The organism is Gilvibacter sp. (assembly GCF_965601605.1).
In the GTDB taxonomy this organism is placed as follows: domain Bacteria; phylum Bacteroidota; class Bacteroidia; order Flavobacteriales; family Flavobacteriaceae; genus Gilvibacter.
In genome coordinates this window covers 40,686-58,022 of sequence record NZ_CBFCWJ010000020.1, presented here as the reverse complement: position 1 = coordinate 58,022, position 17,337 = coordinate 40,686, and the positions used below count along the sequence as shown (strand labels likewise).

Here is a 17,337-nt window from a genome sequence, read left to right as displayed (position 1 = left end):
ACGAGGGTTTTTTGTTTCAGGATACTTTTAGTTTAGTATCTGTAGTATTCTGGTTTGAACGGTCCTTGTTGCTGAACCCCGATATAATCGGCTTGTTCTTTTCTAAGCTCCGTAAGCTCAACACCGATCTTTGCCAAGTGTAGTTTTGCTACTTTCTCATCCAAGTGTTTAGGTAGCATATATACTTGATTCTCGTACTTATCGCTGTGGTTCCAAAGCTCGATCTGTGCTAAAGTTTGGTTAGTAAAACTGTTACTCATTACAAAGCTCGGGTGCCCTGTGGCAACACCTAGGTTTACCAAACGTCCTTCAGCAAGGATGATCACATCTTTACCGTTTAGCGTGTATTTGTCTACTTGCGGCTTGATCTCTACTTTGGTGCTTCCGTGGTTGTTATTCAACCAAGCCATGTCAATCTCATTGTCAAAGTGACCAATATTACAAACAATAGCTTTGTCCTTTAGAGCTTCAAAATGCTTTCCTTGAACGATGTCTTTGTTTCCTGTAGCGGTGATCACGATATCAGCATTACCGATAACCGTTTCAAGCTTCTTCACTTCGTAACCGTCCATTGCTGCTTGCAACGCGCAGATCGGGTCGATCTCAGTGACTGTTACGATACTTCCAGCTCCGCGGAAGGAAGCAGCAGTTCCTTTACCAACATCTCCGTAACCACAAACTACAACGCGTTTTCCGGCCAACATGATGTCCGTTCCTCTGCGAATAGCATCTACAGCACTTTCTTTACAACCGTATTTGTTGTCAAACTTAGATTTGGTCACCGAGTCGTTCACGTTGATCGCTGGCATCGGTAAAGTACCGTTGGTCATGCGTTCATACAGACGGTGAACTCCAGTGGTAGTCTCTTCAGAAAGTCCTTTGATTCCCTCAACCAATTCTGGGTATTTGTCCAATACCATATTGGTCAAATCTCCTCCATCATCAAGAATCATGTTTAGTGGCTGACGATCTTCTCCGAAGAAAAGTGTCTGCTCAATACACCAATCAAATTCCTGCTCGTTCATCCCTTTCCAGGCGTAAACAGGAACTCCTGCTGCAGCAATAGCAGCGGCAGCTTGATCTTGAGTAGAGAAAATATTACAAGAACTCCAAGTTACTTCAGCACCAAGTGCTACTAGCGTTTCAATCAATACTGCTGTTTGAATGGTCATGTGTAGACATCCAGCAATACGAGCTCCTTTAAGAGGTTGCTCGTCTTTGTACTCCTCACGCAAGGACATAAGTCCTGGCATTTCAGCTTCCGCCAGTTCAATTTCTTTTCTTCCCCAATCAGCCAAGCTAATGTCCTTAACTTTGTAGGGCGTATATGCAGTTGTATTCGTAGACATATATGTATATTTGATTTTAATACCGCGCCGTCTAAAGCGCATGGCAAAATTAAGCATTATCCAGTAATTACAGTGCCTCTTTACAAAACAATAACAGCTCATAATCAGACCACTGTTTATCTGTGGAAGATCGAAGAATCATTTGATGATCTTCAAAAAGGCATTGATCTTCAACAGGCTCATGCCGCCCGCGTGGAAGGAATGAAATCAGACATTCACCGCCGTGGGTTTTTGAGCATCCGCCATTTGTTGGCTTTAGCTGGATATAACGATCACGATCTGTACTACAATGATTTTGGCAAGCCTCACCTTAAAGACGGTACTGGCATCAGTATAACGCATTCCTTTGAGTTCACTGGAATAATAGTAGGGAATCAGCCAGTGGGAATCGACATAGAAAAGGGAAGAGCCAAGATCTTAAAGATCGCTCACAAATTCACGCCCTTAGAGGAGTACAGAACTTTGGCCAATGAAGATGCGCTAATACGCAAATTGAGTTTGGTCTGGTGTGCCAAAGAGACCTTGTACAAAATGTACGGCCAACCCGGTTTGAGTTTCTTAAAACATATAGATGTTCACGATTTTGATCTCGGGGAGGCCAAAGAGACCCTGGCTACGATCAATTATGAAGGTGTAAAGAGTTTGTACCGTGTTTTCTTTTTAGAGTTTGATGGATTTAGTTGTGCCTATGGATACCCAGAAGAGCAGTAGTATCTACTCCGGCTTGATCCAAAGCAAGGCTGCGGGAACAAAACTCTTGGCCATTTTGGTGGATCCTGATAAATTTCTGCCTGAACAGGCTATAGAGTTCCTAAAAACCATTCCTGCTCAAACTACCCACATTTTTGTGGGAGGCAGTGAGGTGCCACAAGGTGCTACTCAGGCGGTAGTAAACAGTCTTAAACCCTCAGGTTTGCCTATCGTTTTATTCCCGGGAAGCTATGATCAGCTAACAGAAGCAGCAGACGGTTTGCTGTTTCTTTCCCTTTATTCTGGTGATAACCCAGAGTATCTGATTGGTCAACAACGCAAGGCGGCACGCTATTTAAAAAATTCAAACCTGGAGGTGATCCCTACAGCCTATTTACTTATTGATGGCGGTAATCAATCTGCGGTTGCCCGCGTGACCCAAACCCAAGCTTTGCCACAAGATGATGTCGATTCTATAGTAGAAGTAGCCCTAGCTGCACAGTATTGTGGAGCGCGTTGCTTGTATCTAGAAGCGGGCAGCGGAGCCTTAGTGCCCGTGTCTGAGACAATTATTCAAGCTGTTCGAAAAGCCATAAATTTGCCTTTAATTGTTGGCGGAGGTATCCGAAGCTCGGTGCAAATGCAAGCAGCCTATACTGCTGGAGCTGATATGCTGGTCATGGGAACCGCCTTTGAAAATCAAAATTGATGAACGTATCGGTAGAACTTACTCTGAGTCCATTGCAAGATGAATTTGAGGCACCTATTATTGCCTTTATAAAAACCTTGAGGGCTTCTGGACTCACCGTTTTGGAAAATCCATTAAGCACACAAGTTTACGGTCCTTATGATGAGGTCATGGAGCTTTTAAATGGAGCCATTAAGGATGCTTTTATAGATCTGAATCAGGTGGTGCTTTATTTGAAAATGGTAAAAACGGATCGCAGCGATTATGAACCCCATTTTTGATTTTTTCCTTTCGCCTTATTACGAGCGCGAACCCTATTTGATCGTCTTAGAGGCCATTGCCTTTGTCTTCGGGATAGCCAGTGTGGTCTATGCCAAACGCCGAAATATATTGGTCTATCCTACCGGCTTGGTCGCTACGGTGATCACCGTTTATATCTTCTTGCAAGACGAGCTTTTGGGAGACATGATGATGAACTTCTACTATTCTGCCATGAGTATTTACGGTTGGTGGAACTGGGCGCGGCGTAAAGATGATGCGTTGGTGGTTCAGGTGAGCAGAACCAATTCTAGAGAGAAATGGATCGGTGTAGGACTTTGTTTTTTGACCATGGGAATTACATATGGAGTCTACAATCTGGCGGGAACCGCCATTGACACCTCCAACTATATAGACATCTTTACCTCAGGGCTCTTTTTTACCGCCATGTGGTATATGGCTACTAAGAAAATTGAGAATTGGACCCTTTGGATCATTGCTGATATAATCAGTGTTCCGTTATACGCATACCGCGGATGGGGAATGTTGGCATTGCAGTATTTAATCTTTACCTTCTTGGCTATTCAAGGCTATCACGCGTGGAAAAACTATTTAGACAAGAGCAAAGCGAGCTGATTAAAATCGCCATTGTAGGGCCAGAGTCTACCGGTAAGACTACTTTGGCTAGAGCTTTAGCGAGCCATTTTGGGACCACTCTTGTGCCAGAATTCATGCGTACTTATTATGAGGAACTCGTGGTCCGGGATCCTTTTTATTCAGAAATTGAGGATATTTTGCCCATAGCTCAAGGCCAAATTAAGGCGGAAAACGCCGCCCTGAAAACCGCTTCCGAACTGTTGATATGCGATACCAATCTGTTAGAGGTTGCCTGTTATTCTCAGTATTATTTTGATGAAATTCCCCCGCTTTTAGAGGCCAGTTTAACCCATATGCATTACGACCTGTGTTTATTGACCTACATCGATGTGCCTTGGGAAAACGACCCCTTAAGAGATCGACCTTTCGATAGACAAAAACTATTTTCTATTTTTGAGGAACGATTGAATGCACAAGATACTCCCCATCTCGTGCTCAAAGGTGATGAACAGGCAAGGTTGCAAACCGCGATCCATGCCATTGAAAAATATCGTGAAGGACAGCATGGAATTTAACCAGCAAGATGAAGCACAGATTGAAGAACACGACCTAAGCATGGCGCAAGTTCTCGGTCAATTGGAAATGTTTAAAAGGGGATTTCCACCTACAAGGATCAACACTCCAGCGGTGATTGGAAATGGAATCAGCAACTTTAGCGCTGATGAAAAGAAAAAGTACATTCAGTACTTTGACAGCCACAAGAACAAAGCAGACATCGTCAAATTTGTGCCGGCTTCTGGAGCTGCGACACGTATGTTTCAAAGCTTAAACAGCTTACTTACGCATTACGATCCGCAGCGCGAAAAACTCAAAGACTTCATTGCCCATCACCGATTGAACAACTTGGAAGAATTCTTGAATTCTTTTTCTGACTTTGCCTTTGCTAACCATTTGCGCAAAGCTGTTCGAGAGCAATATCCAGACTATAAATTCAAGACTCGTGGAGAGCGAGCCCTCATTGTTGCTGAGGTTTTGTTGTCTCCAGAAGGGTTAAATTTCGGAAGACTGCCCAAAGGGCTTATACCATTCCATAAATACAACAAACACTTCACGACGGCTTTTGAAGAGCAGCTTTTTGAAGGTTGCTACTATGCTGCCAATAGAGATGAGGTGTTTGTACACTTTACCTTTGCGCCTGTGCATGTGGAATACTTCAAGGCAGCCTTTGAGAGTATTAAGAATCGGGTGCAGAAAAAGACCAAAAAAGAGGTTCATGTATCTTACTCGTTTCAAAAGAGTGCTACGGATACCATTGCTGTAAACAGTGAGAACCAACCTGTACGAGATAAAGCAGGGAAATTGGTGTTTCGACCAGCAGGTCATGGAGCGCTTTTGGAAAACCTCAATGAGATAGATGCGGATTTGGTATTTATCAAAAATATTGACAACGTAATTGCTGAAGAGTACGTTGAGGAGATATCCTCTTACAAAAAAATGCTCGGTGGAAAATTGTTGTGGTTGCAGCACAAGATCCATCATTATGTAAAAGAACTCAGACAGGAAGAAATTGATCCGGAACTGGTCACAGAGGTTAAGTCATTCATGTGGAACGAACTCAACATTAAAGATGTTAGCAACAGCATCCTTCACCTATTGAGTCTTTTGAATCGTCCAACCCGCGTTTGCGGCATGGTTAAAAACACGGGCGCTCCGGGAGGAGGACCGTTTTGGGTTGTTGATGCAGAAGGAACTCAGTCGCTTCAAATTGTGGAATCGGCCCAGATCGATCTTAAAGACCCTTCACAACGCAATGTTTTTAGTGAATCAACACACTTTAACCCTGTAGATCTTGTTTGCGGAGTTCGTGACTACAAAGGAGATAAGTTTGACTTGAGCGCTTTTACAGATCCCAATACGGGCTTCATCACCCAAAAAGATAAAGATGGCAACATCATTAAAGCTTTAGAACTTCCCGGACTGTGGAACGGATCTATGGCGCAGTGGAACACGGTTTTTGTAGAAGTTCCGCTGATCACCTTTAATCCGGTGAAAACAGTCAACGACCTCTTGCAGCGCGAGCATCGCCCCAATATGTAATGGACAGACCTCAGTTACTTAGTGAGTTGCACTTTAAAATGGCCCGATCTAGCGGGTCTGGAGGACAGCACGTCAATAAAGTAGCGACCAAGGTAGTTCTCAGTTTTAATCTTCCAGATTCTCAAGGTTTATCTGATCAGCAGAAGGAACTACTCAGTCAACGTCTTGCGAGCCGACTAACTAGCAGCGGGTATTTGCAATTGCATTGTGGAGAAACGCGGAGCCAACTGCGCAATAAACGCTTGGTCATCCAACGCTTTTTTGCACTTTTAGAACAAGGTCTCAAGCAGGATAAAGTGCGCAAGCCTACACGTATTCCTAAAGGGGTTTTGAAAAAAACGTCGGGAAGACAAAAGACGGCAATCTCAAAAAAAAAGCCAATCGGAAGCCGCCTCAGTTCTAGAATTTAGTCCTTATCTTTGCACCAATCTCAACAAAGGGGTGCTTTGTACTAGTACAAGGCTGAGATTATACCCATTGAACCTGGAACGGGTAATGCCGTTTAGGAAAGCAAGCGTCAAAATTTGTCCAGTGGACAAATTTAGCGCGCTTTAGGCCTGCCGCGCTGGAAGTTTCAGCTCAGTTAAAATTAAATGGTCTAGAGTGTTGACTTGCGCAGATTATACCTGCTGCTCAATAAGTAAAAGGAAAGAAATATAGTTCTGGAGTACTTTTAGTCTGGTAGCCTTGGTCTGCTGCGCGTGACATGATCTGCTAATTGGTCTTAATTAAGACGGACTGTTGATCCTCATTGCTTTTGTTGAAGCCCACTGTGCTTTTTTCCAGTGTCACCTTCTACTTCAATGGACTGCATTCGCAGTAAACACTTTTAACCAACATCGAATAATTACCTCTTTTTATTCCTCTAAAACGGATAGATATCCACAGACGAATGAAACGTTTAATGGTCGTGCTAATCGCAGGAATGACTACCTGGATGGCACAAGCGCAAACAGTAATTGACACAACCAAAGTAGAGGCTCTTGATGAGGTTCTTGTAAAATCTGTACGTGTAGAGGCAGACTCGCCAATCACGCACAGCAATGTCACCAAAGAGGAACTTGCTCCGAGAAACTTAGGGCAAGACATCCCAATTTTATTGAATTATTTGCCAGGTGTAGTCACCAATAGTGACGCCGGAGCCGGAGTCGGTTATACGGGTATTCGCGTGCGTGGTAGCGATGCTTCTCGCGTGAATGTTACCCTTAACGGTATTCCTTTTAACGATGCGGAGAGTCAAGGAACCTTTTGGGTGAACCTCCCTGATTTTGCATCTTCCGTAGAAAATCTACAGCTACAACGTGGAGTAGGAACATCTACTAACGGTTCGGGAGCATTTGGAGCGAGTTTGAACATTTTGACCGATGCAGTCTCTGAGGAGGCTAACGGAGAATTTGCAAACTCTTATGGGTCATTCAACACCCGCAAACACACTTTGAAATTCTCAACTGGCTTGCTCAATGGCAAGTGGGAGATCGCAGGACGTTTGTCTAATATTACCTCAGACGGCTATATTGATCGCGCCACTTCTGATCTAAAGTCTTACTTCCTTCAAGCTGCTTATGTAGGTGAGAATACCTTGGTAAAAGCAATCGCTTTCGGAGGTCGTGAATTGACCTATCAAGCGTACTTTGGTATTGATAGAGAAACTTTGGAAACAGATAGAACCTTTAACCCTGTGGGTCAGTTCACTGACGCCGACGGAAACATTCAGTTCTATGATAACGAGGTTGACGACTACGCTCAAGACCACTATCAATTGCACTGGAACCAACGTTTTGACAACAACTGGTCTGCAAATGTTGGTTTGAACTACACTTACGGTCGCGGTTTCTTTGAGCAGTATCGTGAGGATGAAGACTTTGAAACTTACGGATTCACTCCTATTGAATTGGGTGGTGAGGTGATAAACACCACAGATTTGGTGCGTCGCCGTTGGTTGGATAACGACTACTATGTGGTCAATACTTCTGTAAACTACAAAGACAATACAGTCGATGTTATTGGAGGTTTCTTTTACAGCTACTACGGAGGAGATCACTTTGGAGAAGTGATTTGGGCTCAGAATGCCGGAGGTTCTCAAATTCGTGATCGTTATTACTTCGGAACAGGAACTAAGAATGAATTCACCACTTTCGCCAAAGCGACTTACAGAGTGAATGATCAGTGGACGGTATTTGCAGATCTTCAAGGAAGATTTTTAAAATACGATGCAGACGGAACTACTTCAGACTTGGTTGAGCTCAATGTTGATGATAGTTTTAACTTCTTCAACCCAAAAGCTGGAGCGAGTTATAAGCTCAACAGTAACAACCAGCTTTATGCTTCTTATGGACGTGCGAATCGTGAGCCGCGTCGTGCGGATTATGAAAACGGAGTGACTACTGCAGAGACCCTTGACGATTTTGAATTGGGATGGCGTCATACGGCAACTAAGAACAGTTTTAGCGCCAATGCATATTTTATGAATTACCGCAACCAGTTGGTATTGACTGGAGCTTTGGATGACGTAGGGCAGCCTATTCGTGCAACCAGTGGTAAGAGTTATCGTTTAGGTTTGGAAGTGGAAGCCAATTTGCAAATTGCTCCTAAACTTAACTGGCGTCCTAACATTGCCTTGAGTAGCAACAAGAACCAAGACTTTACAACTTCTAGAGACGGAGAGCTGGTAAACCTAGGAACTACAAACATCTCCTTCTCTCCAGAATTGATTGCTGGAAGTATTTTGACCTATATGCCTCAAGAGGATCTGCAGATCAGTTTCTTGTCTAAGTATGTAAGCGAGCAATACATGGGCAACATTGATAGTGAAGCTTCTTTGTTAGATTCTTTCTTTGTTAACGACTTAAACATCAGTTACAGCTGGGAAACGGCTCCACTTGTGGAGCGAATCGTTTTCAGCGGTTTGGTAAACAATATATTCAACGTGGAGTACGTATCGAACGGATACTTCTTCACTTTCGATGATGACTTTAGTAATCCCGGAACCGTGACTACCATTGAAGGGGCTGGATTTTTCCCCCAGGCAACCATTAATTTCTTAGTGGGTGCTAGTATTCAGTTCTAATTATTGATGGTAAGTTGATCTCCGGATCTTGAAATACGGTAGGCGAGCATAGGGTATTGCCCTTCGCCTGCCGTTATTTGACCTGTAATGATATTGTACTGATTCCCGTTGCACGGACAGGTTGCAGTAATTCCTTCCACAGTCATTAAGGAACAATCGCTCACAGGAGTGTTCGGGCACGCAATTTCAAAAGCAGTATACTGGCTGTTGTCAATATTGTAGATCACAATACCACGAACCCCTTGGAGTTGGGTCACAAAGGCGTTACCCGGGAAATTCAGCGGGTTGTACTGTGGTAAATTCAAGTCTAAAGTCAGGTTGACGTTGAGGTTTGGTAGGTTTGGATTCGCGCGAATTGGGCCATCATCGCCACTGCATCCAGCACTTATCAATCCAACAACCATCATATATAAAGCAAGTCGCAATACCTTCATTTTCTTTATAACATTTAATCGAGCTCTATTAATTAACTCTAGGGAGCGCAAATTAGTGTATTCTGAGTGAAAATTTAAAAATTTAGTATCTTTACCGACGAAATCCCGTGCTGCATGGGATTTTTTGTGTTTTTTGAACAGGCGCCCTCATTTACAGGGCGTTAAAAGAATGAAGTTATGAGTAATGTATCCTATTACACCGCAGAAGGATTAAAGAAATTACGCGAGGAGCTCAATCAGCTTAAAGATGTAGAGCGTCCGAAAGCCTCTCAGGCCATTGCAGAAGCCCGAGATAAGGGAGATCTTTCTGAGAATGCCGAATATGACGCAGCCAAAGAAGCACAAGGCTTGTTGGAAATGCGTATTTCTAAATTGGAAGAAACTCTTGCCGGAGCGCGTCTCATTGATGAGTCTCAGCTTGACACCTCTAAGGTATTGGTGCATTCTACAGTGACCATTAAGAATACAGCCAACAATGCAAAAATGACCTATAAATTGGTTGCCCAAAGTGAAGCCGATCTCAAATCTGGAAAGATCTCTGTAGATTCTCCTATTGGTAAAGGCTTGTTGGGGAAAGAAGTTGGAGACCTTGCTGAAGTGCAGGTTCCAAACGGTGTGGTGAAGTTCGAGATTATGGAGATCACCCGCGGCGAATAACCTTGACTATAAGAAATTACTAGCCCTGCCTGTCCGGCGGGGCTTTTTTATTTCTTATTTTTAGTACTTCTAAACGAATCCCTATGGCCAGTATTTTCACCAAGATCGTAAACGGGGAGATCCCTTCCTATAAAGTTGCAGAGACTAACGAATTCTATGCCTTTTTAGACATCAATCCCAACGCCAAAGGACATACTTTGTGTATCCCTAAGAAAGAGGTGAATCGATTGTTTGATCTCGATAAAGAAACCTATGACGGCCTGATGGAATTCTCTAGAACAGTCGCCCTCGGGCTTCGTGAAGCAATTCCCTGTAATCGCGTAGGAATGTCCGTAATTGGGCTGGAAGTTCCGCACGTTCATGTGCATTTGATTCCGTTAAATCACATGGGAGAAATGACTTTTCAAGAAAAGGTGAGTTTAAGCCCAGAGGAGTTTGAAGCCACTGCTGCGGCAATTCGAGCTCAACTCAAATAATTCACTCCAAAGATCGCCACCGCTGCGATTAGAGCAATTCCCACTAACATCAATATGAGCGCCAAAGGCTTCCAATGTCTTTTGGAGGATCGCATATTGGTGCTTTTGCGGTGGTAATCATAGACCCTTTCAATATCTGGAGTCCAAGAAACCGGGAAGATCTCGGTGCCACATTTGGTGCAATGCATCTTTGAGCTCAGTTCTGCTAAGAATCTTTTGTACCAACGGCTATTGACATAAGGTTGGTAAAACTCTACCTGCAAGCCATCAGTGGTGTAACACTCAGGGCAATTGGTCTTGAGTTCGGCTTTTCGAATCAGTTTTGGTGTCGTTGTCATGGGGCGGTTGATTAAAGACGTTTGAGTTGGATCTCCATGGTAGTGCCAACATTAAGGGTACTTTTAAGCACTTTAATGTTGCCTTCATGGTACTCTTCTATAATGCGTTTAGCCAAAGACAATCCCAAGCCCCATCCGCGTTTTTTGGTCGTAAAACCTGGGGTGAATATCTTTTTAAAATCGCGCTTGGGAATTCCTTTTCCCGTATCGGTGACATGAATGGTAACCGTTTTGGACTGTTCGGTGATCTTTATGCTGATCTTACCCTTACCCTTCATAGCGTCTATACCGTTCTTTACCAGGTTTTCAACGGTCCATCCAAAGAGCTGCTCGTTGAGCATCACTGGGATCTTTTTCTCTGGCAACTCCAACTCAAAATGGATCAACTTAGAGGTTCTGGCTTTGAGGTAATCATAGGCCAACTGCGTTTCGCGGACCACATCACGTTCTTCCAATTTGGGTTTAGAGCCTACCTTAGAGAAGCGTTCCGTAATGGTTTGCAATCTGGAAATATCTTTTTCTATTTCGGAGATATAAGCTGGATTGGTGTTTTCAGCTTTAAGTATTTCTGTCCAACCCACTAATGAGGACAAAGGAGTTCCAATTTGATGCGCAGTCTCCTTTGCCATCCCTGCCCAGAGCTTGTTTTGCTCTGCGGATTTGGTGGTCTGATAAAAGAAATAAATGAAGCCCACAAACAACATAATTACCAACAGTATGGCCGCTGGATAGTATTTTACCTTGGTTATAATTGGCGCGTTTCCGTAGTAAATGATGTTGAGTACATCGCCTTCATAACGCGTCTCAATAGGTGGATTGGTTTGCTTGAAAGCTTCCACCATATCTTCAATTTCTTCCCTGCTGAGTTGATCCCCATTGGGAATATTACTCAGGTCATAAGAATCTCCTTTAAGGGTGTGTAAGATCAAAGGGGTGGTGGTATTGCTGCGGATCACCTCAATGATAAGCGGACTCTCATCCAAGCCTAATTCACTGTTACTGGTTTCTGCCATCTCCCCAAGGGCTTTGGAAAAGATTTCCATCTTATCGCGTTCGTTCTCTTTGAGCTGATTGTAGAACAGGTAGGTGTTGTAGCCCACAAGTCCAATAATGAACATGCTAAAGACAATGATTAGTGTGCGTGTTAAACGAGTGTTGATCTCCATATAAAAGGCAGTCGCTGCGCTAAATATAATGCAATTAAGTTAATATTATTGTGCGGATTCTGCCCCCTTTTTTATGATTCCCTTGGTAGAATAATTACCTTTGTAGCTATGCTCACTATACATCCGGAAAACACTTCTACAGGCAAATTGCACGGCTATCTATTGGCTTCGGTTTCGCCGCGACCAATCGCCTTTGCAAGTACTGTAAACAAAGAAGGTCAGGTCAATTTATCGCCCTACAGTTTTTTCAATGTGTTTAGTGCAAATCCACCGGTGGTGATCTTCTCACCGGCGAGACGTGTACGTGACAATACCGTGAAGCACACCCTAGAAAATGTGCTTGAAGTACCTGAGGTAGTGATCAATATTGTGAACTACAATATGGTGCAGCAAATGTCGCTTTCCTCAACAGAATACCCCAAGGGTGTCAACGAATTTGTCAAAGCCGGTTTGACGGAATTGCCTTCAGAAGTTGTGACGCCGCCGCGCGTTGCTGAGGCGCCAGTTCAATTGGAATGTAAAGTGCTTAACGTAGTAGCGCTTGGAGAAGAGGGAGGTGCAGGAAATCTGGTGATCGCCCAAGTGGTTCGTATGCACATTCAAGAAGATATTCTTGATGCTGAAGGACGTATCGACGCCGCCAAGATTGACACTGTGGCTCGCATGGGAGGCAATTGGTACAGCCGTGCCAAAACGGGCATGTTTGAGGTGCCAAAACCCTTGAGTACTTTGGGAATTGGAGTGGATCAGATTCCAGAACCGATCAAACTAAGCACGGTACTCACAGGGAATGATCTCGGACAATTGGGCAATGTGGAAAGTTTACCATCGGAAGTTGAATGCGCCAGTTTTATGGAGGCCTTTCATCCGGAGGTGCTCCTCCAAGGAGATCAACAACAAAAACATCAACTAGCAAAAAATTATATCGCCAAAGGAGCCGTTTCAGATGCCTGGAAGGTGCTCTTATCAAAGTAATCTTATGGAAGTACAAGGAACTTTAAAACTCATAGACGAAACTAAAACTTACGGCTCAAACGGCTTTAGAAAGCGCGAAGTAGTGGTTACTACTGAAGAGCAATATCCACAACACATTATGATCGAGTTCATTCAGGACAAGACCGATCTATTGAACAACTTCAAGGTTGGGGAATCTGTAAAGATCAGCATCAACCTAAGAGGTCGTGAGTGGGTGAATCCACAAGGAGAAACCAAGTATTTCAACTCTATTCAAGGGTGGAGAATTGAGCGTATGGATGCGGATCTACCTGCAGACATGCCACCAATTCCTCCTGCGGACGCTTTTGAGCCGACTAGCGAGTTCAGTGAAGAAGATCACGACGACCTGCCGTTCTAGGACGCCTAAAAGTTAGATGGGCTTTACTCGAACCATAGAGGTAGTTTTTAAGCGATTTTTGCCGGCACCTTTTACCATTGCCGTGCTGCTAACGCTTCTAACTCTGGTTTTAGCCTTACTCACAACAAACCCTCCTGCCGAGGGCTCACATATCTTACAACTGCTTTCCTATTGGGAAAACGGAATTTGGAATAAGGATCTACTGGTATTTGGTTACCAAATGATGCTTATTCTTGTTTTGGGACATATTCTGGTGCTCAGTGGTCCGATGAATCGATTGATTCAACGCCTAACGAGTTTGGTCAATAATACCAGTCAGGCAGTAATCTTGGTTAGCGTCAGTACCCTGATAGTTTCCTTTTTCAATTGGGGTCTAGGACTCATCTTTGGGGCCATCATGGCCCGCAAGGTAGCAGAAGCTTCTCAAGAGCGTGGATTTAGTATAAATTATCCGCTTGTTGGAGCTGCTGGTTACTGCGGATTGATGATCTGGCACGGTGGTATTAGCGGTTCTGCGCCTTTAAAAGTAGCGGAATCTGGCCACCTACAGCAGATCATGGCTGGTATCTCAGATCCCGGTTTGTTGGCTCAATTGCCCGATACCATTCCGGGGAGTGCGACTATTTTCAGTTGGTGGAATTTACTGCTGTTCGGCATCCTATTAATTTTGATTCCATGGGTGTTTTATCGCTTGTCCAAAAAAGCGGAATCAACCCCGGTCAATTTAACGCCTTATGCTCCAAAATCAAGTTCTGCCGCTCCCGATGGCGCTGCGGAACGTTTGGACGATTCGCCTTGGTTTGGGCGCGGGGTAGGTTTATTAATGCTCCTTACGTTCATCGTGCAATACGGCGATAAACTTTTAGGCTTGACCCTGACGCCAAACATGCTCAATTTCTTTATGTTGGGTATGGCCCTGCTTTTACACGGTTCTTTCCGTTCTTTCTTGGCGGCTGTTGAAGAGGCCATCAAAGGAGCCGCAGGTATTCTCATACAGTTTCCCTTGTATTTTGGGATCATGGGTATCATGGCAGAAAGCGGAATGGTACAGCAAATTGCAGATTTCTTTGTGTCAATTGCTAACGAAACCACTTTGCCGATCTACACCTTTTTCAGCGCGGGTCTGGTAAATATTTTTGTACCGAGCGGTGGTGGACAATGGGCGGTTCAAGGCCCTATTGTTATTGAATCAGCCATGCAATTAGGAGTTCCTTTGCCCAAGGCTGTCATGGCTTTGTCTTATGGTGATCAGATCACCAATATGCTGCAACCGTTTTGGGCCTTACCACTTTTGGGTATCACAAAGCTCAAAGCCAAGGAGATTTTGCCGTATACCTTGATCATTATGCTGGTGGGGAGTGCAGTTTTTATTTGTGGATTACTCCTGCTGTAAAATAAAACAACCCCGCTAGGAGCAGGGTTAGTTTCGTCGGTTTTAGGTTACTAAAATGGCAAACTCAAATAAATTAAAAAAACCCACCACTTTAGCTTTTGTAAAGGTCAGAAAAAATTATAACATTCGCAATATCCGCGAGTTAGAACCGAAAAATGCTTTATTTTCTTGACGACACCCTTAGTTTCCCTCAGCCGGATCAGGCCCGTTCAGACGGTTTATTGGCGGTGGGAGGAGACTTGACTGCGGAGCGTTTATTGCTTGCGTATCGCTCCGGAATATTCCCGTGGTTTTCTGACGGCGACCCTATACTTTGGTGGAGTCCAGATCCGCGAATGGTGATGGTTCCTTGGGAATTTAAACGATCCAAGAGTTTGAGAAAGTCCATCCGCACTAAAGGATTTAAAATTACCCAAAACACCCAGTTTGAAAAGGTAATTCGTGCTTGTGCTTCTGCACCGAGACCCGATCAATTAGGAACTTGGATCACCGAAGAAATGGTTCAGGCTTATTTACAATTGAATCAACTAGGCCATGCGCAAAGTGTAGAAGTTTGGTCAGAAGATGAGCTTGTTGGCGGGCTGTATGGAATTGACCTGCCTGAGTTTAAAGTCTTTTGTGGAGAAAGCATGTTTTCCAGAGTTTCTGATGCCTCTAAGGTCGGATTCAGTTTTTTGGTAGATCAACTAATCGCTAAGAATTATAAGCTCATTGATTGTCAAATGTATACCGATCACTTGGCCAGTTTAGGAGCGAGAGAAATAGCGCGAAATGCCTTTTTGGAGTTTTTGAAACCGGTCTAATTCTCAATTTTCCGCTGAAAATCAGTATATTCGAGTCCTACTAAAACCAAAAGCTATGACCCCAATCAAGAAAAGCCTGGCCTTATTGGCCTTAGGTTTGATGCCATTTCTAGGACTTTCTCAGTCTGATGGACCTATTCCAAATTACGCTACAGAGTCAGAATCTCTACTGGTCAGTGAGATGACCTTTACCAGTGCGATTCCTACTCCGCCACCAACGAGTTCAGTAAGAACCATGGCTGAATGGGAGGAAGTGGAATACCTGGTTGTTACCTGGGAACCCGCTTTCCCGAATATCCTAAGACAGATCGTTGCTGCGGCCGTGGAAGAAGCCAAAGTGATCATTGTAACTCAAAACGAGACTTCGGTATCCTCATATTTATCTTCTAATGGAGTTCCGTTAGATAACGTGATTTTCTTGGACGAACCATGGAACTCTATTTGGATTCGTGATTATGCTGGAAACACCGTATATACAGATGACGTCGGAGAACGCGCCCTAGTGGATTGGATCTACAACAGACCGCGTCCCTTGGATAATGTGATCCCGTCTGCGCATGCCAGTTATATTGGGAGTCCTATTTACATCACCGACTCAGGAACTAATGATTTGGTGAACACCGGAGGAAATTTCATGAGTGATGGTCTTGGAAACGGATTTGCTTCGGATTTGATCTTGGAAGAGAACGAGCCAGGGAATCCTTATGGAGTTAGTGCCAAAACTGAGGCTCAGATCGATGATATCATGCTCAACTACATGGGAATCTCTAATTACATCAAAATGGAGAAACTGCAGTATGACCTGATCCATCACATTGACATGCACATGAAACTGCTGGATGAAGAAACTCTTTTGGTAAGCAAATACCCAGAAGGCGTGGCAGACGGACCGCAGATTGAAGAGAATATTGATTATGTATTGAGTAACTTCAATTCGCCATTCGGCACCCCTTACAAAGTCGAGTGGATAGATGCACCGCCAAGTGTTGGTGGGAATTACCCAGATACTGGTGGCTATTACAGAACGTATTCTAACTCTGTATTTGTGAATGGAACTGTTTTGGTGCCAACCTACCGCCCAGAGGTAGACGGGCCGGCTTTGGCCAAATACCAAGAGCTACTACCGGGTTATAATGTAGTTGGAATTGACGTAGATAATGGTGGAGAGAACTTGATCGCTCTTTTTGGAGCTATTCACTGTATTACGCATTCTATTGGTGTTTCAGATCCTTTGTGGATTGTTCACCAACCTGTTGCAGAAGCTACAGAAGGTCTAAACGTTAGTTTTGATGCCATGATCAAGCACAATTCCGGAGTGAGTCAAGCCAAGTTATTTTGGAGAGAGGTTGGTGCTGGATCTTATAACGAGATCGATATGACTGCTGCAGGTGGAGACGATTGGACAGCGAGTTTGACCATCCCATCAGACCTAGATATTGAATACTATATTTGGGCGGAAGCCAATTCTGGAAAGGAAATTACACGACCTATCGTGGCACCAGAAGGATATTGGACCATTGACGTTAGCACCTTGTCTACTTCAGAATGGGCAGAGAACAACATCATTGGACCATACCCAAACCCTGCAGATGATCGTGTGAACTTCAGATTGAACAATATTGGTGGTCCTGTTACCGTAGAGATCCACAATATTTACGGACAGCGTTTGTACACAACTCAAGTACAAAACAGCAACGGTGTGATTCAACTGGATCTAAACCCAATTTGGAGCGGAACATTGATCGTTAGTTTTAAAGGCGATTTTGGTTCTGTGCAACGTAAGCTCATCAAGCAATAACATACTTTTTAACCGTTGAGGCCCTTTGTATTAGGCTCAGGGCCTACGGTTTTCCCGTAATTAATAGCAGGCGAGTACTCCGAGGATTTTTGAATAAAATTCATATATTGCAGAAAATTCCTACAAAACTGTTCTGAGAACGTTTTGTTATGGCTTTCTGAGATAGATGCTG

The 17,337-nt window shown here is 43.9% G+C and carries 19 protein-coding genes; 15 read left to right on the top strand and 4 right to left on the bottom strand.

Annotated elements, in window-relative coordinates:
* Positions 1-32: 32 nt before the first annotated feature.
* A complete protein-coding gene (gene ahcY / locus ACSLP7_RS05690; protein ID WP_435578414.1) occupies positions 33-1,349 on the bottom strand; it encodes an adenosylhomocysteinase in 1,317 nt (438 codons plus the stop codon).
* A gap of 72 nt (positions 1,350-1,421) precedes the next feature.
* Between ahcY and ACSLP7_RS05685 the strand changes: the two genes are divergently transcribed.
* The 8 genes from ACSLP7_RS05685 (at position 1,422) to ACSLP7_RS05650 (ending at position 8,746) form a co-directional block, all read left to right on the top strand.
* Positions 1,422-2,060, top strand: coding sequence for a 4'-phosphopantetheinyl transferase family protein (locus ACSLP7_RS05685; protein WP_435578413.1), 639 nt, complete (start codon positions 1,422-1,424; stop codon positions 2,058-2,060).
* Positions 2,038-2,748, top strand: a complete 711-nt coding sequence (locus tag ACSLP7_RS05680; RefSeq protein WP_435578412.1) for a geranylgeranylglyceryl/heptaprenylglyceryl phosphate synthase — start codon at positions 2,038-2,040, stop codon at positions 2,746-2,748. The genes ACSLP7_RS05685 and ACSLP7_RS05680 overlap by 23 nt, the downstream gene beginning before the upstream one ends.
* Positions 2,748-3,008: a thiamine-binding protein gene (locus ACSLP7_RS05675; protein WP_291186227.1), complete on the top strand. Its 261-nt coding sequence runs from the start codon at positions 2,748-2,750 to the stop codon at positions 3,006-3,008. Before ACSLP7_RS05680 ends, ACSLP7_RS05675 begins: the two co-directional genes overlap by 1 nt.
* Positions 2,992-3,621: a nicotinamide riboside transporter PnuC gene (gene pnuC / locus ACSLP7_RS05670; protein ID WP_435578411.1), complete on the top strand. Its 630-nt coding sequence runs from the start codon at positions 2,992-2,994 to the stop codon at positions 3,619-3,621. Before ACSLP7_RS05675 ends, pnuC begins: the two co-directional genes overlap by 17 nt.
* On the top strand, positions 3,585-4,157 hold the full coding sequence (locus tag ACSLP7_RS05665) for an AAA family ATPase (RefSeq protein ID WP_435578410.1): 573 nt from the start codon (positions 3,585-3,587) through the stop codon (positions 4,155-4,157). Before pnuC ends, ACSLP7_RS05665 begins: the two co-directional genes overlap by 37 nt.
* Positions 4,117-5,679, top strand: a complete 1,563-nt coding sequence (locus tag ACSLP7_RS05660; RefSeq protein ID WP_435578409.1) for a DUF4301 family protein — start codon at positions 4,117-4,119, stop codon at positions 5,677-5,679. Before ACSLP7_RS05665 ends, ACSLP7_RS05660 begins: the two co-directional genes overlap by 41 nt.
* Positions 5,679-6,089, top strand: a complete 411-nt coding sequence (locus tag ACSLP7_RS05655) for a peptide chain release factor-like protein (protein ID WP_435578408.1) — start codon at positions 5,679-5,681, stop codon at positions 6,087-6,089. The genes ACSLP7_RS05660 and ACSLP7_RS05655 overlap by 1 nt, the downstream gene beginning before the upstream one ends.
* Positions 6,090-6,571: 482 nt before the next feature.
* The gene (locus ACSLP7_RS05650; protein ID WP_435578407.1) at positions 6,572-8,746 is read left to right on the top strand and encodes a TonB-dependent receptor; all 2,175 of its coding nucleotides are present in this window, start codon (positions 6,572-6,574) and stop codon (positions 8,744-8,746) included.
* On the opposite strand, the gene ACSLP7_RS05645 is transcribed toward ACSLP7_RS05650, so the two are convergent.
* Positions 8,743-9,180, bottom strand: coding sequence for a Rieske (2Fe-2S) protein (locus ACSLP7_RS05645; protein ID WP_435578406.1), 438 nt, complete (start codon positions 9,178-9,180; stop codon positions 8,743-8,745). The two genes, ACSLP7_RS05650 and ACSLP7_RS05645, sit on opposite strands and share 4 nt — an antisense overlap.
* Positions 9,181-9,357: 177 nt before the next feature.
* Here ACSLP7_RS05645 and greA point away from each other — a divergent pair, with 177 nt between their 5' ends.
* A complete protein-coding gene (gene greA, locus ACSLP7_RS05640; RefSeq protein WP_272831339.1) occupies positions 9,358-9,837 on the top strand; it encodes a transcription elongation factor GreA in 480 nt (159 codons plus the stop codon).
* An 83-nt stretch (positions 9,838-9,920) separates the two neighbouring features.
* Complete coding sequence (locus ACSLP7_RS05635) at positions 9,921-10,313, top strand: HIT family protein (RefSeq protein ID WP_435578405.1); 393 nt, start codon at positions 9,921-9,923, stop codon at positions 10,311-10,313.
* Here the strand turns inward: ACSLP7_RS05635 and ACSLP7_RS05630 are convergent.
* Positions 10,301-10,651 (bottom strand): hypothetical protein, encoded by a 351-nt coding sequence (locus ACSLP7_RS05630; protein ID WP_435578404.1) that lies wholly within the window; start codon positions 10,649-10,651, stop codon positions 10,301-10,303. The genes ACSLP7_RS05635 and ACSLP7_RS05630 overlap by 13 nt on opposite strands.
* 11 nt (positions 10,652-10,662) lie before the next feature.
* Positions 10,663-11,817, bottom strand: coding sequence for a sensor histidine kinase (locus ACSLP7_RS05625; protein ID WP_435578403.1), 1,155 nt, complete (start codon positions 11,815-11,817; stop codon positions 10,663-10,665).
* A 108-nt stretch (positions 11,818-11,925) separates the two neighbouring features.
* Here ACSLP7_RS05625 and ACSLP7_RS05620 point away from each other — a divergent pair, with 108 nt between their 5' ends.
* The 5 genes from ACSLP7_RS05620 (at position 11,926) to ACSLP7_RS05600 (ending at position 17,165) form a co-directional block, all read left to right on the top strand.
* Positions 11,926-12,792: a flavin reductase family protein gene (locus ACSLP7_RS05620; RefSeq protein WP_435578402.1), complete on the top strand. Its 867-nt coding sequence runs from the start codon at positions 11,926-11,928 to the stop codon at positions 12,790-12,792.
* Positions 12,793-12,796: 4 nt separating this feature from the next.
* Positions 12,797-13,171 carry a DUF3127 domain-containing protein gene (locus tag ACSLP7_RS05615; protein ID WP_272831344.1) on the top strand — a complete coding sequence of 125 codons (375 nt, stop codon included), beginning with the start codon at positions 12,797-12,799 and terminating at the stop codon, positions 13,169-13,171.
* Positions 13,172-13,187: 16 nt separating this feature from the next.
* Positions 13,188-14,564, top strand: a complete 1,377-nt coding sequence (locus tag ACSLP7_RS05610) for a short-chain fatty acid transporter (protein ID WP_435578401.1) — start codon at positions 13,188-13,190, stop codon at positions 14,562-14,564.
* 155 nt (positions 14,565-14,719) lie between these two features.
* A complete protein-coding gene (aat, locus tag ACSLP7_RS05605) occupies positions 14,720-15,367 on the top strand; it encodes a leucyl/phenylalanyl-tRNA--protein transferase (protein WP_435578400.1) in 648 nt (215 codons plus the stop codon).
* A gap of 55 nt (positions 15,368-15,422) precedes the next feature.
* Positions 15,423-17,165, top strand: coding sequence for an agmatine deiminase family protein (locus tag ACSLP7_RS05600; RefSeq protein ID WP_435578399.1), 1,743 nt, complete (start codon positions 15,423-15,425; stop codon positions 17,163-17,165).
* Positions 17,166-17,337: the final 172 nt, after the last annotated feature.